Consider the following 13,197-nt stretch of genomic DNA (forward strand, 5'->3'; position numbering starts at 1 on the left):
ACAGCGTACACCGGTTCATGGGGTGTCGATCGCGGCTGTGACCCCTTGACACCGGTTGAAGCGGTGTTGGATGGTGACACCACTTCAACCGGTGTCAGTCGCGGGGGCGGCTGCGGCAGGAAGCAGGTGCGGTATGCGTGCGGTACGGATCGACGAGTTCGGCGGGCCCGAGGTGCTGGTGCCGGTGGAGGTGCCCGACCCCGTGGCAGGGCCCGGCGAGGTGCTGGTGCGGGTCGCGGCGGCGGGCGTGAACCGCGCCGACGCACTGATCAGGAAAGGCGTCTACCACCGGGCGGGGCGGCCGCCGCTCATCCCGGGCGTGGAGGCGGCGGGCGTCGTCACGGCGGTGGGGGAGGGGGTGACCGGTCTGGAGGTCGGGCAGCGGGTCATGGCTCTGGACGGGGTGAACGCCCCTGGTTTCTATGCCGAGTCGGCGGCCGTGCCCGCTACTCAGGTCACCGTCCTGCCGGCCGGGGTGGGCCTGACCGAGGCGGCCACTCTGCCCGTGGCCTGGCTCTCCGCCTGGTACTGCCTGCGCCACCTGGCCCGGGTCACCAAGGAGGACACGGTGGTCGTCAAGGCGGCCGCGAGCGGGGTGGGCAGCGCTGCCGTGCAGATCGCCGCGGAGGCGGGCGCCCGGGTCATCGCGCTCGCCGGCTCGGCCGAAAAGGCGGCCTGGGCAGGGGAGTTCGGTGCCCATGTCACGGTCGACACCTCCGCCCATCCCGACGACGCGGAGGTCGACGAGGTGCTGCGGCTCACCGACGGCCGCGGCGCCGACCTCGTCCTCGACACCGTCGGCGGCGGCGCGTTCGCCCGCAGTCTGCGGCAGGTGGGCCACGGCGGCCGGGTCGTGGCCCTCGCCAACGTCGCCCTGGAGCCGAGCACCGTCGACACCCGCGACTTCTACCCGAAGAACGCCGCCATCCTCGGCTTCCAGCTCACCAACCTCCAGATCCACGGCTACGACCCCCGCGACGATCTGCGTGAGCTCGCGGAGAAGGTCGCCTCCGGGGCGTACCGGGTGCCCGTGGAAACCGTCGTACCCCTCGAACAGGCCAGTACCGCCCACGAGTTGCTGGAGCGGCGCAGCAACCGCGGCAAAATCGTGCTGGCCGTGGCCGACCTCTGAGTGATCTCATGAGGGGGCCTTGGGGGCCTCCTCGGGGCGCTTCGAGACGGTTCGAGGAGGAGAACGGGTGGATTTCGCGCAGGTCGGCACACCACGGGCGCGGCAGGCGCTGCGCCATGTCGCCGCCCGCTCGACGGGCCCGGCCCTTGGCCCCGACCTGCGGATCACGCTCAACTTCCACCCCGACCGCCTGACCGGCGGGCTGCCCATCCTCCAGGCGCTGGCCCAGGACGGCGCCTACCACTCGCAGTTCGTCACCGGCACCAGCAACGGCGGGCTCACCGCGCACCCCGGCGGTGACCGCCGGCGCTGGGAGAGCCGGATCTTCGGCGGTGCCTACGACGACGCCGACCCGCACGAGAGGCCCCTCTACGGGGCGCTGAACTTCCGGCGGCAAGTGGTGGGCGCCGCCCCGCGGTTCGGCTCCTCGCACTTCCGGCTCACCGCCGACGTCCTCGCCCGCACCACCTTCTGCTACCCCGACAGCGCGGCCGAGCCGGCCGACTTCGGGGTGGCCGCCGCCATGTCGTTGATCGCGCTCGCCGAGGCCGACGAGCAGGACGCCCTGAACGACTACATCGAGGCCCAGGTCCACGGCGGCGTACTGCTCGCCGCGCACGTGGAGGCGCTCGTCCTGGACGAGAGCTACCGCGGCACACCCGTGGAGGCCGCCGCCCGCCTGCTGCCCTGCCCCGTCGAGTGGCACCCCGGCTACCGGCTCGGCGTGGCGGAGTTGCGGGAACACGCCGACTACCGCGGGGCGCGGTACATGGAGCTGGGCGCCCGGATCGCCCAGAACGGCCAGGTGGACCCGCGGATCATCGGCGACGCCGCCCGCACCGGCCGCCACGAACTGCAGGACCTGAAGATGATCTGGCACACCCTCGCCCGCTTCGGCGCGCCCGAAGGGGCGGGCACCGCCTATGCACCCGGCGGCCACACCCCGGGAGTGAGGACGCCGAGCGCATAGGCGCGGGCCACCAGTTCGGTACGGTTCGACGCGCCCCAGCGCGCCGACAGCCGCCGCAGGTGATAGGTGACGCCGTCCGCGCTCAGACCGGTCTCCTTGGCGGCGCCGGCGGTGGTGGCGCCCCCGGCGAGCAGCGCCAGGATGCGGGCCTCCACCGGCGCCACCCGCACGGGCCGCTCCCCACCCAGCGGCTCACGCTCGCCCAGCACCCGCAGCATCACCAGCAGGGCGGGCGTCTCCTCCACGGTGTCGCTGACCGGATCGGCGGTCAGCTCCCCGAACCGCTCCCCGCCACCCGGCCCTTCCCAGCACACCGACACCTGATACCGCGAGCGGTGCCGCAGCCGCAGCGCCTGCGCGATCCGCTCCACCTGCGTGGCCTCCTGCGGCCGGAACAACTCCAGCACATCACGGCCGGCAAGCCGCCCCGGAGTCGTACCGCACTCGGCCGCCATCGCCGGATTCGCCAGCAGGACGACGCCGTACGCGTCGCACACCGCGACGGGCACGGAGACCCGGTCGAAGAGCGTCAGGGCGCGATTGCGCCACATCACGGCCTCCCGACGGCCCTCCTGCACCAAGACCTCCTGCCACCCGTACGACAGCGACCCGCACGACACCAGCGCAACGCACTCCGTGCACTACCCCATCATGTGGCGAGCCAGGCCGCCTGATCCGGCCCCAGCAGACCATCGTCCAGTGAGCCGCTCGTCAGCAGGACCGAGGTGTGCTCGGGCAGCCGGTACGGCTCGGCCGACAGGTTCACCACGCACACGAAGCCGGGCTCGCGGCGGAGGGCCAGGACGCCGGCCGGGGCGTCGAGCCAGCTCAGGCAGCCGTCGCCGAGGGCCGGGTGGTCGCGGCGCAGGCGCAGGGCGGCGCGGTACAGCTCCAGCATCGAGCCCTCGACACCGTCCTGCGCGGCAACGCTGTGATCCGCCCAACTGTCCGGCTGCGGCAGCCAGGGCCCGGCCGTCGTGCCCTCGGGGCTGAAGCCGTACGGGGCACTGCGCCCCGACCACGGGATCGGCACCCGGCAGCCGTCGCGCCCGCGGTCGGTGTGCCCGGAACGCTCCCACACCGGGTCCTGGAGGACGGACTCCGGCAGGTCCTCGACCTCCGGCAGCCCGAGCTCCTCGCCCTGGTAGATGTAGGCGCCGCCGGGCAGCGCGAGCATCAGCAGGGCGGCGGCGCGGGCCCGCCGGGTGCCCAGGGCCAGGTCCACGGGGCCCTCGGGCCGGTAGGGCTCGTTGGCCACCCACCGCCGGACCACCTTGCGTCCGTAGCGGCTGGGGTGGCGCATCACGTCGTGGTTGGACAGCACCCAGGTGGCCGGGGCGCCCACCGCGCCGAGCATGGCGAGGGAGTCGTCGATGACGGCGCGCAGGTCCTTGGCGTCCCAACTGGACATCAGGAAGTCGAAGTTGAACGCCGTGTGCAGACCGTCCTGGCGGACGTAGGCGGCGAGCCGTTCCGGGGTGTCCGCCCAGGCCTCGGCGACGAAGGAGCGGTCACCGGGGAACTCGTCGGCCACCCGGCGCCAGGCGCGGTAGATGTCGTGCACCTCGTCCCGGTCCCAGTGCGGGTGGTCGAGGTGGTGCCGCGGCCCGTCGGGTGCCGCTTCCGGGCGCGGCGGCAGGTCGGGCAGCTCGGGATGCTTGATCAGCCCGTGCGCCACGTCGATACGGAAGCCGTCCACGCCGCGGCTGAACCAGAACCGCAGGATCGACTCGAACTCCGCCCGCACGTCCGGGTGCTGCCAGTTGAGGTCCGGCTGCTCGGGGGCGAACAGGTGCAGATACCACTCCCCGTCGGGCAGCCGGGTCCAGGCCGGGCCGCCGAAGCAGGACACCCAGTCGTTGGGCGGCTCGGCGCCGTCCGCGCCACGGCCGGCCCGGAAGACGTAGCGCTCCCGCTCCGGGCTGCCGGGCCCGGCAGCCAGCGCCGCCTGGAACCAGGCGTGCTGGTCGGAGGTGTGGTTGGGCACGATGTCGGGGATCACGCGGATGCCGTGCCGGTGTGCCTCGTCGATGAGCTGCTCCGCCTCGGCGACCGTGCCGAACAGCGGGTCGATCCGACGGAAGTCGGCGACGTCGTAACCGTGGTCGGCCATCGGCGACTTGTACCAGGGGTTGATCCAGATCGCGTCCACGCCGAGCGACTTCAGATACGGCAGCCGGGAGCGGATGCCCGCGATGTCGCCGACGCCGTCGCCGTTGCCGTCGGCGAAACTGCGGACGTAGACCTGGTAGATGACGGCGTCGCGCCACCAAGGTGCGGTGCTGGTGGACATAGGGGTGCGTACTCCTCGTACATCGGTGCGGAAAGAAGGGCTACTTGGCCGCGCCCGCCGTGAGGCCGGCCACGATCCGGCGCTGGAACAGCAGCACCACCACCACGAGCGGAACCGTGACCAGGACTCCGGCGGCCATCTGGCTGCCGAACGGCGTCTCGAACTGGGTCGCCCCGGCGAACTTGGAGATCGCCACGGGCGCGGTCTGGATGGAGGGCTCGTTGGTCATCGACAGTGCGATGAGGAACTCGTTCCAGGCGGCGATGAAGGTGATGATCGCGGTGGTGAAGATGCCTGGCGCGGCGAGCGGAATGATGACGCGGCGGAAGGCCTGGGCACGGGTGCAGCCGTCGATCATGGCCGCGTGCTCCAGCTCGTCGGGCATCTGCCGGAAGAACGCCGTCAGGTTCCACACCGCGAGCGGCAGTGTGAAGGACAGGCTCGGCACGATCATCGCCTGGTAGGTGTTGATCCAGCCGAAGCCGACGAACATCTTCAGCAGCGGCACCACGATCGACACCACCGGGAACATCGACGTGGCGATGATCAGCGTCAGCACGAACCGTTTGAAGCGGAACTCCAGCCGCGCCATCGCATACGCCGTGAACGTCGCCAGCAGCAGTGCACACACGGTCGTGATGCCCGCCACGACAAGACTGTTGAACAGGGCACGGGTGAAGTTCTCGGACGGATCGAGCACGGCACGGTAGTTCTCGAACGAGATCCGCGCCGGGAGCAGGGAGTTGTCGAAGATGTCCGAGGTGCGGCGCAGGCTGGAGACCAGCATCCAGTAGAAGGGCGCAAGGCAGTAGGCGACGACCGCGGCGACCCCGAGCCAGAGCAGTGCTCTGCGCAGGACCGGGTGCGGGGTGGTGGGGTTCATGCGGCCACCTCCTTGTGGCGGCGCGGCACCACGTCGGCGCCCAGCAGCCGTACGAACGCCAGCGCGATGAGGAAGACATAGACGAAGAGGATCACCGCGTACGCGGCGGCCGGCCCGAACCGCACGTTCGCGGCCTGGTCCTGGGCGAGCATGGACAGCGTCTCCACGGACGTCTTCTGCGCGCCGATCAGGATGTACGGCAGGTCGAACATGCGTAGCGCGTCGAGCGTGCGGAACAGCACGGCCACCAGCAGTGCCGGCTTGACCAGCGGCAGCGTGATGCTCCAGAACTGGCGCAGCGCGCCCGCCCCGTCCATCCGGGCCGCCTCGTAGACCTCCTTGGAGATCACCTGGAGTCCGGCCAGCACCAGCAGCCCGATGAAGGGAGCCGTCTTCCACACATCGGCCACGATGACCGCGACCTTGGCGTGGAACCCCTCGGTGGTCCACAGGATCTGCCGGCCGATCAGGGCGTTGGCCACGCCGTCGCTGTTGAAGATCCAGCGCCACAGCAGACCCGTGACGGCGGTGGGGATGGCCCAGGGCACCAGGATGGACGCGCGGACGACCGCCCGGCCGCGCAGCGCACGGTGCATGATCAGCGCCATCGCGATGCCGAGCACCGTCTCCAGCGCGACCGTGGTGACGGTCAGGAAGGTCGTGTTCCAGAAGGCGTTCCAGAAGCGGTCGCCCGCCGCCCCGAAGACCGCCGTGTAGTTGTCGGCGCCGACGAACGGGTCGTGGTCGCGCACGAACCCCGTCTTCGGGTCGAGGCCCGGGGTGCCGTAGAAGGAGTCCTTCAGCGCCACGATCGTCGGATACAGCACGACCACCGCCAGGACCAGCAGGGTCGGCGAGACCAGGAGGGCGGCGACCCTGCCCTCGCCGGAGCCGGCCGTGCGGCGGCGGCCCAGGAGGGCTCGGCCGGAGATGCTCCCGCGCGGCGGTGCCTCGGACCGGTCGAGGCTCCCGGGCGGGTTGTGGGTGGTCACCATGTCGTGTCTCCTCACTGCCCCGCCGCCTGCTGCCGCAGGTCCTTCTGCAGGTCCTTGAGCGCGCTCGCGCTGCTCTTGGCGCCGGTCAGCGCGGCGAAGGCCTCCCGCTGGACGGCCGCGGTGACATCGCCGTAGCCGAAGACCCGCGGCCGCGGCACCGCATGCAGGATCGACTGCTTCAGGACGGGCAGGTACGGATACTTCTTCACCAGGCGCGGGTCCTGGTACAGGGCCTGGTACGTGGGTGCCGCCGGCGCGTAGTTCAGCGTGAAGCGCTGCGTCTCCTGGCTGGTGAAGAACCGGATGAAGTCCAGCGCCGTGGCCTTGTTCCGCGCCGAGGCGGACAGCGCCAGGTTGTGGCCGCCCAGGCTGGAGGCCCCGGGCCCGTTCAGTCCGGGCAGCGGAGCGACGGCGAACCTGCCCGCGACCTTGCTGGAGCCGTCCTTCTTGTTCGCCAGCGGATACATGTACGGCCACTGCCGCTCGAAGACGAGCCTGCCGGACTGGAAGGCGCGGCGGGCGTCCTCCTCCTGGTAGGTGGCGGCCTCCTTGGGGATGGTGCCGTCCCGGAAGGAGCGGACCAGGAAGTCCAGACCCTTCCTGGCCTGCGGGGTGTCGAGGTGCGGGCGCCCCTGGGCGTCCGTGACGACCCCGCCCGCGGAGTTCACCGCCTCGGCGAAGTTCACCGTCAGGCCCTCGTACTTCTGGAACTGGCCCGCGTAACAGGACATGCCCCTGGCCGCGGGCAGCTTGCGTACTTTGGCGCAGTCCGTCTTCATCTCCGCCCAGGTGACCGGCGGTTGAGTGATGCCGGCCTGCCGGAGCAGATCGGTGCGGTAGTACAGCATGCCGCCGTCGGAGCTGGCCGGGACGGAGTACAGACCCCCGCGGTACATGCCGGTCGCGACGATCGGCTTCAGCATCCGGCTCAGCGGGAAGCGGTCCTCGGGCAGCCGGTCCACCCAGCGGTGCGCCGCGAACTCCGAGGTCCACACGACGTCCAGGGACAGCACGGTGAAGGCGTCCGACCTCGTCGCCGCGTTCTGGATCATCTGCTGGCGCTGGGCGTCGGGATCGGTGGGCAGCTGGACGAAGGTGACCTTCTCGCCCGGGTGCCGTTTGTTCCAGCGGTCGAGCACCGCCTGCACGGTCCCGGTGTTGTCGGCACCGGCGACATAGGTGATGGGGCCGCGGCCCGTACCGGACACGGAGCCGCCGCCGGTGCCGCACGCGGCAACGGCGGCCAGCCCCGCGCACAGTGCACCGGAGCGCCGCAACGCTCTGGTCTTTCTGTTCTTCAAGGTCACTCCCGGGCAGCGATTGCAGAGGAAAATATGCAGGTCAGACCGCATATACCTGAGATCTGTGCAAGCAGTTGGCTTCTGTTGGGACAACGCTTGCAAGCTAGGAGGGAGCCGGGTGGCGCGTCAATGCGTTACGCGCGAGTAATGCCGTGACAGCGCTGTCACGAAGGAGGGCGGAGCGGTGCACGCTTGTGCTAACGTCCGCCCATGCCAGCAGCTCAACGGCACCCCACCATGGCCGACGTCGCCGAACGGGCCGGGGTCTCCGCATCCACCGTCTCCCGCACGCTGCGCGGCCTGTCGAGCGTCTCGCCGGACGTCCGCGCCCGCGTCGAACAGGCCGCCCGCGAGCTGAACTTCGCGGTCTCCCGGCAGGCCTCCAGCCTGGTGACCGGCAGGACCGGCGTGGTGGCGGTGCTGGTGCCCACCCTCAAGTCGTGGTTCATGGGCTCGGCGCTGTCCAGCCTGGGCCCGCTGCTGCGCGCCGCGGACATGGAGCTGGCCCTCTACGTGATACCCGACCTCGCCGAACGCGCCTCGTTCTTCGAGCAGCTGCCGGCCCGGCGCAACGCCGACGCCCTGCTGGTGCACTGCTTCGACCTCACCGAGGAGGAAGGCGCACGGCTCGACGACCTCGGCATGCCGGTCATCTACGTCAGCCAGCACGCCGAGGGACGCCCCAGCGTGTACGTCGACGACGCGGCCGGCGCCCTGAGCGGCACCCGGCATCTGCTGAACCTGGGCCACCGCCGCATCGCCTTCATGCAGAGCCCGGGCGCCACCGGCTTCTCCTTCAGCTCGCACGCGAGGCTGCACGGCTACCGGCAGGCGCTCGCCGAGGCGGGCATTCCCGCGGACGAGTCCCTCGTGGTCGCCGCTCCCGCCGAGGACAGGCGTGCCGTCGCCGAAGCCCTGGGGCAGCTGCTCGGCCTGCGCGAGCCGCCCACCGCGGTCTTCGCCGAACAGGACGAGCTCGCCGCCACCCTGATCTCGACTTTGCGCAAGGCCAGGATCGAGGTACCCGAGGCGATGTCCGTCCTCGGCTTCGACGACCAGCCGCTGGCCGAGTGGTTCGACCTGACCACGGTGGCCCAGTCACCCTCCGAGATGGGCCGGGTCGCCGGGGAGCTGGTCCTGCGGCTGATCGACGATCCCGAGACGGACCACGAGCGGCACATCGTCCTGCCGACCCGCCTGATCCCGCGGGGCACCACCGCCCGGCCCTCCGCCGGGCCCGCGACGGAGGAGCAGAGCCCCTCCTGAGGGCTTCCGCAAGCCCCCAGGAGCGTTCTTGACTACACGATCATGTAGTTCCGTGGCGCGGACGGCCGGATCCGCTCGACCAACCTTGAGCGCAGTACTTCCGTACCGCGAAAGGCAGTTGTCGCGCCATGCCCCCCACCGCCCTCACCCCCCACACCACGGCCACCCTCCCCGGCGTCCCCCTCGTCGACATCACCGCCACGGGACCCGGCCGCACCCCCGTCCAGCAGGTCATGGACCTCATGCGCGAGCACGGCCCGGCCCTCGTGCGGCGGCTGCACGGACGTGACACGCTGTTCGTCGGCGACCTGGACCTGGTGGCCGATCTCGCCGACGAGACCAGGTTCGCCAAGCACGTCGGGCCCGCGCTGGAGAACGTCCGCGAGTTCACCGCCGACGGCCTGTTCACCGCGTACAACGACGAACCCAACTGGGCCAAGGCGCATGACATCCTGATGCCCGCCTTCGCGCTCGGCTCGATGCGCACCTACCACCCCGTGATGCTCAAGGTGGCCCAGCGGCTCATCGCGTCCTGGGACCGCGCCGCCCGCGAGGGGCGGCCCGTCGACGTCCCCGACGACATGACCCGGATGACCCTCGACACGATCGGACTCGCCGGATTCGGCTACGACTTCGGGTCTTTCGGGCGGGACGAACCCCATCCCTTCGTCGAGTCCATGGTCCGCTGTCTGGAATGGAGCATGACCCGGCTCTCCCGCGCCCCCGGCCGCGACTACTCGGCCGCGGACGCCGCCTTCCGGGACGACTCCGCCTATCTCGCCCGGGTCGTCGACGAGGTCATCGCCTCCCGCACCGGCACCGACCAGAGCGGCGCCGAGGACCTGCTCGGCCTCATGCTCACCGCACGGCACCCGGCCGACGGCACCACCCTGGACACCGCCAACATCCGCAACCAGGTCATCACCTTCCTGATCGCCGGCCACGAGACCACGTCCGGCGCGATGTCCTTCGCCCTGTACTACCTGGCCAAGCACCCCACCGCGCTCCAGCTCGTCCAGCGCGAGACCGACGCCCTGTGGGGCGACCGGGCCGACCCCGAGCCGACGTACGACGAGATCGGCAGGCTCACCTACACCCGCCAGGTCCTCAACGAGGCCCTGCGGCTGTGGCCCACGGCCGCCGCCTTCAGCCGCCACGCCCTTGAGGACACCTTGCTCGGCGGCCGGATCCCGCTGCGCGCCGGACAGGCCGTCACCGTGCTCGCCCCGATGCTGCACCGCCAGCCCGTCTGGGGCGACAACCCGGAGCTGTTCGACCCCTCCCGGTTCACCGCCGAGGCGGAGGCAGCCCGCCCGGTGCACGCCTTCAAGCCCTTCGGCACCGGCGAACGCGCCTGCATCGGGCGGCAGTTCGCGCTGCACGAGGCGACCATGCTGCTGGCGATGCTGGTGCACCGCTACCGCCTGCACGACCACGCCGACTACGCGCTCCACGTCAAGGAGACCCTCACCCTCAAGCCCGAGGGCTTCACTCTGACCCTCACCCCGCGCACCACCGCCGACCGCGAACACGGCGTCCTCCCCGGGGCCCGTCCGGCCGAGACCCCGCAGAGCGTCGACCCGCACACCCTCCCCGCTCGCGTCCGCCCCGGCACCGGCGTCCTCCTCCTGCACGGCAGCAACTACGGAACCTGCCGCGAGTTCGCCGCAGGCCTCGCCGACGAAGCGGCCGGGATCGGCTGCGAGACCGAGGTCGCGCCGCTGGACGCCTACGCGGGCGGCCTGCCCACCGACCGGACCGTCGTCATCACCGCCGCCTCCTACAACGGCCGCCCCACCGACGACGCCACCGCCTTCGCCGCATGGCTGGAGGACACCCACGACCTGACGGACGTCACCTACGCCGTCCTGGGCGTCGGCGACCGCAACTGGGCCGCCACCTACCAGCACGTCCCCACCCGCATCGACGACCGCCTCGCCGAACTCGGCGCCACCCGCCTCGTCGACCGCGCCGCCGCCGACGCCTCGGGCGATCTCACCGGCGCCGTAAGGGACTTCACGGCCCTACTCCGCACGGCGCTCCTGGAGCGGTACGGCGACCCGGACGCCACCGCCGCGGCCGACGACGGGCCCACCACGGCATACCAGGTCCGCACCCTCACCGGCGGCCCCCGGGACGCCCTCGCCGAACGGCACGGGCTCCTTCCCATGACCGTCACGGAGGCGTACGACCTCACCGCCCCCGGCCACCCGCGCCGCAAGCGCTTCGTCCGCGTCGCCCTCCCGCACGGCACCGCCTACCGCACCGCCGACCACCTCACCGTGCTGCCCGTCAACGCACCCGCCCTCGTCGACCGCGCCACCGCCGCACTCGGCGTCGACCCCGACGCCGTCCTGGACATCCGCGCCACCCGCCCCCGCCGGGACGGCCTCGCGATCGACCGGCCCTTGACGGTACGTCAACTGCTGGCTCACCACGTCGAGTTGCAGGAGAGGCCGTCGTCCGTCCAGCGAGCGGCGCTCGCCGCCGCCAACCCCTGCCCGCCCGAACGCGCGGCCCTGGCAGCCCTCCCCGGCGACGACCCGCGCACCCTGGTCGAGCTGATCGAGGACCACCCCGCCCTCCGCGGCGCCCTCGACTGGCCGCTGCTCCTGGAGATCCTGACCCCGCTGCGTCCGCGTCACTACTCCGTCTCCTCCTCGCCGGCCGTCGCCGCGGACCACGTGGACCTCATGGTCTCCCTGCTCGAAGCCCCCGCACGCTCCGGCAAGGGTGTCCACCGCGGGACCGGCTCGGGGCACCTCGCCACCGTCGCTCCCGGTGAGACGATCCTCGCCCGGGTCCAGCCGTGCCGGGAGGCCTTTCGGGTGGACCACTCCGCCCCGGTCATCATGATCGCGGCGGGCACGGGCCTCGCCCCCTTCCGCGGAGCCGTCGCCGACCGCACGGCAGCCCTCGCCGCGGGCATCGAACTCGCCTCCGCCCTCTGCTACTTCGGCTGCGACGCACCCGACGCGGACTTCCTGCACGCCGAGGAACTGCGCGTTGCCGAGGCCGCCGGGGCGGTGTCGCTCCGCCCGGCCTTCAGTACCGCCGGGACCTTCGTGCAGCACCGCATCGCCGCCGAGGGTGATGAGGTGTGGCAACTGCTCGGCGCCGGGGCCCGGGTGTACGTCTGCGGCGACGGTTCGAAAATGGCGCCGGGCGTGCGGGACGCGTTCCGTACGCTGTACCGGGACCGCACGCCGGGCGCCGAGGAAGCGACGGCCGAGGAGTGGCTCGACGCACTGATCGCGGACGGCCGTTACGTCGAGGACGTGTACGCGGCCGGCTGACCGAGAGGAGAGGTGGGCACGGTGGTGGACTCCTGGGAGCGGGCCCGACGCGTCCTGGCAGGCGCACGGATCCCTCCCGACCGGCTGGCCCACCTGCGCCCTCTGCCCGGTGGCACCTACAACACCGTCGAGGAACTCCGGCTCACCGACGGCAGCCGGTACGTACTCAAGGTCGCGCCGGACACCCCCGGACTGCGCTACGAGAGCCGGCTCCTCCTCGCCGAGGCGGAGTTCTACCGCGGCGCCGAAACGGCCGGGGTGCCGGCGCCCCGGCTCGTCACCCTCGACGACGACAGCTCCGTACTCCTGATGACAGCATGTCCCGGCGACCCATGGGACGGATCCCTCACCGAGACCGAACGGGCGTATCTGCGAGCGGAGTTGGGCCGTCAGGTGGCCGCCCTGCACCGTGTCACCGGAACCGCCTTCGGCTACCCGTCGGGTGCGATGGGTCCCCTCGCCCGCGACTGGCGGACCGCCTTCAGCGGCATGCTGGAGGCGATCCTCGGCGACGCCCTCCGCTTCGCGGCCCGGCTGCCCAGGCCCGTCGACGAGATCGCCGGTACCCTGCGCGCCGCGTACGACGCGCTCGACGAGGTCACCGTCCCCGCACTCGTCCACTTCGACCTGTGGGACGGCAACATCCTCGTGGCGCGCTCGGCGGATTCCGTCCGCCTCGGCGGGCTCATCGACGGGGAACGCATGTTCTGGGGCGATCCGCTGGCCGAGTTCGTCTCCCTGGCGCTGCTGGGGGACATCAGGAAGGACGAGGCCTTCCTGTCGGGCTACCGGGAGGGCGGCGGACGCGCCGAGTTCGACCGCCCGGCCCTCCTCCGCCTCGCCCTGTACCGCGCCTACCTCTACCTGATCATGCTGGTGGAGACCGTGCCGCGGGCGATGGGGGAGGGGGACGTCCGGTGGCGCGAGCAGGCGGTCGCGCCGGAGCTCGTGGCCGCCCTGGACGAGATCGAGGAGGCCACCTCTTAGCTCACATCGTGAACTAAGGGTTGGAGGATGTCGCGCCAAGTCTGTCCGCAGAGGTATGTTGCAGGTCGGACAGG

General features: G+C 71.6%; 10 protein-coding genes. 5 read left to right on the forward strand and 5 right to left on the reverse strand.

Annotation, left to right across the window (positions count from 1 at the left end; all coding sequences use genetic code 11):
* The first annotated feature begins 133 nt into the window (after nucleotides 1–133).
* Both ACWC1K_RS16395 and ACWC1K_RS16400 read left to right on the forward strand, forming a co-directional pair.
* Entirely contained in the window at nucleotides 134–1,132 is a 999-nt protein-coding gene (locus tag ACWC1K_RS16395) for a quinone oxidoreductase family protein (protein ID WP_450831911.1), read from the forward strand.
* 67 nt (nucleotides 1,133–1,199) lie between these two features.
* The gene (locus ACWC1K_RS16400) at nucleotides 1,200–2,102 is read left to right on the forward strand and encodes a DUF3626 domain-containing protein (protein WP_450831913.1); all 903 of its coding nucleotides are present in this window, start codon (nucleotides 1,200–1,202) and stop codon (nucleotides 2,100–2,102) included.
* Here the strand turns inward: ACWC1K_RS16400 and ACWC1K_RS16405 are convergent.
* The 5 genes from ACWC1K_RS16405 to ACWC1K_RS16425 all read right to left on the reverse strand — a co-directional run bounded on the left by ACWC1K_RS16405 (nucleotide 2,054) and on the right by ACWC1K_RS16425 (nucleotide 7,574).
* The gene (locus ACWC1K_RS16405) at nucleotides 2,054–2,653 is read right to left on the reverse strand and encodes a PAS domain-containing protein (protein WP_450832152.1); all 600 of its coding nucleotides are present in this window, start codon (nucleotides 2,651–2,653) and stop codon (nucleotides 2,054–2,056) included. The genes ACWC1K_RS16400 and ACWC1K_RS16405 overlap by 49 nt on opposite strands.
* A gap of 98 nt (nucleotides 2,654–2,751) precedes the next feature.
* The gene (locus ACWC1K_RS16410) at nucleotides 2,752–4,395 is read right to left on the reverse strand and encodes a glycoside hydrolase family 13 protein (RefSeq protein WP_450831915.1); all 1,644 of its coding nucleotides are present in this window, start codon (nucleotides 4,393–4,395) and stop codon (nucleotides 2,752–2,754) included.
* Between the two features lie 40 nt (nucleotides 4,396–4,435).
* Nucleotides 4,436–5,278 (reverse strand): carbohydrate ABC transporter permease, encoded by an 843-nt coding sequence (locus ACWC1K_RS16415; RefSeq protein WP_450831917.1) that lies wholly within the window; start codon nucleotides 5,276–5,278, stop codon nucleotides 4,436–4,438.
* The gene (locus tag ACWC1K_RS16420; protein WP_450831919.1) at nucleotides 5,275–6,273 is read right to left on the reverse strand and encodes a carbohydrate ABC transporter permease; all 999 of its coding nucleotides are present in this window, start codon (nucleotides 6,271–6,273) and stop codon (nucleotides 5,275–5,277) included. Before ACWC1K_RS16420 ends, ACWC1K_RS16415 begins: the two co-directional genes overlap by 4 nt.
* Nucleotides 6,274–6,284: 11 nt before the next feature.
* Nucleotides 6,285–7,574, reverse strand: coding sequence for an ABC transporter substrate-binding protein (locus tag ACWC1K_RS16425; RefSeq protein WP_450831921.1), 1,290 nt, complete (start codon nucleotides 7,572–7,574; stop codon nucleotides 6,285–6,287).
* 210 nt (nucleotides 7,575–7,784) lie between these two features.
* On the opposite strand from ACWC1K_RS16425, the gene ACWC1K_RS16430 reads away from it, so the two are divergent.
* From ACWC1K_RS16430 to ACWC1K_RS16440, 3 genes are all read left to right on the forward strand, one after another.
* Nucleotides 7,785–8,840: a LacI family DNA-binding transcriptional regulator gene (locus ACWC1K_RS16430; RefSeq protein WP_450831922.1), complete on the forward strand. Its 1,056-nt coding sequence runs from the start codon at nucleotides 7,785–7,787 to the stop codon at nucleotides 8,838–8,840.
* Between the two features lie 128 nt (nucleotides 8,841–8,968).
* On the forward strand, nucleotides 8,969–12,136 hold the full coding sequence (locus ACWC1K_RS16435) for a cytochrome P450 (protein WP_450831924.1): 3,168 nt from the start codon (nucleotides 8,969–8,971) through the stop codon (nucleotides 12,134–12,136).
* 21 nt (nucleotides 12,137–12,157) lie between these two features.
* Nucleotides 12,158–13,123 (forward strand): phosphotransferase family protein, encoded by a 966-nt coding sequence (locus ACWC1K_RS16440; RefSeq protein ID WP_450832154.1) that lies wholly within the window; start codon nucleotides 12,158–12,160, stop codon nucleotides 13,121–13,123.
* The last annotated feature ends 74 nt before the right edge of the window (nucleotides 13,124–13,197 follow it).

The organism is Streptomyces sp. NPDC001492, assembly GCF_053597275.1.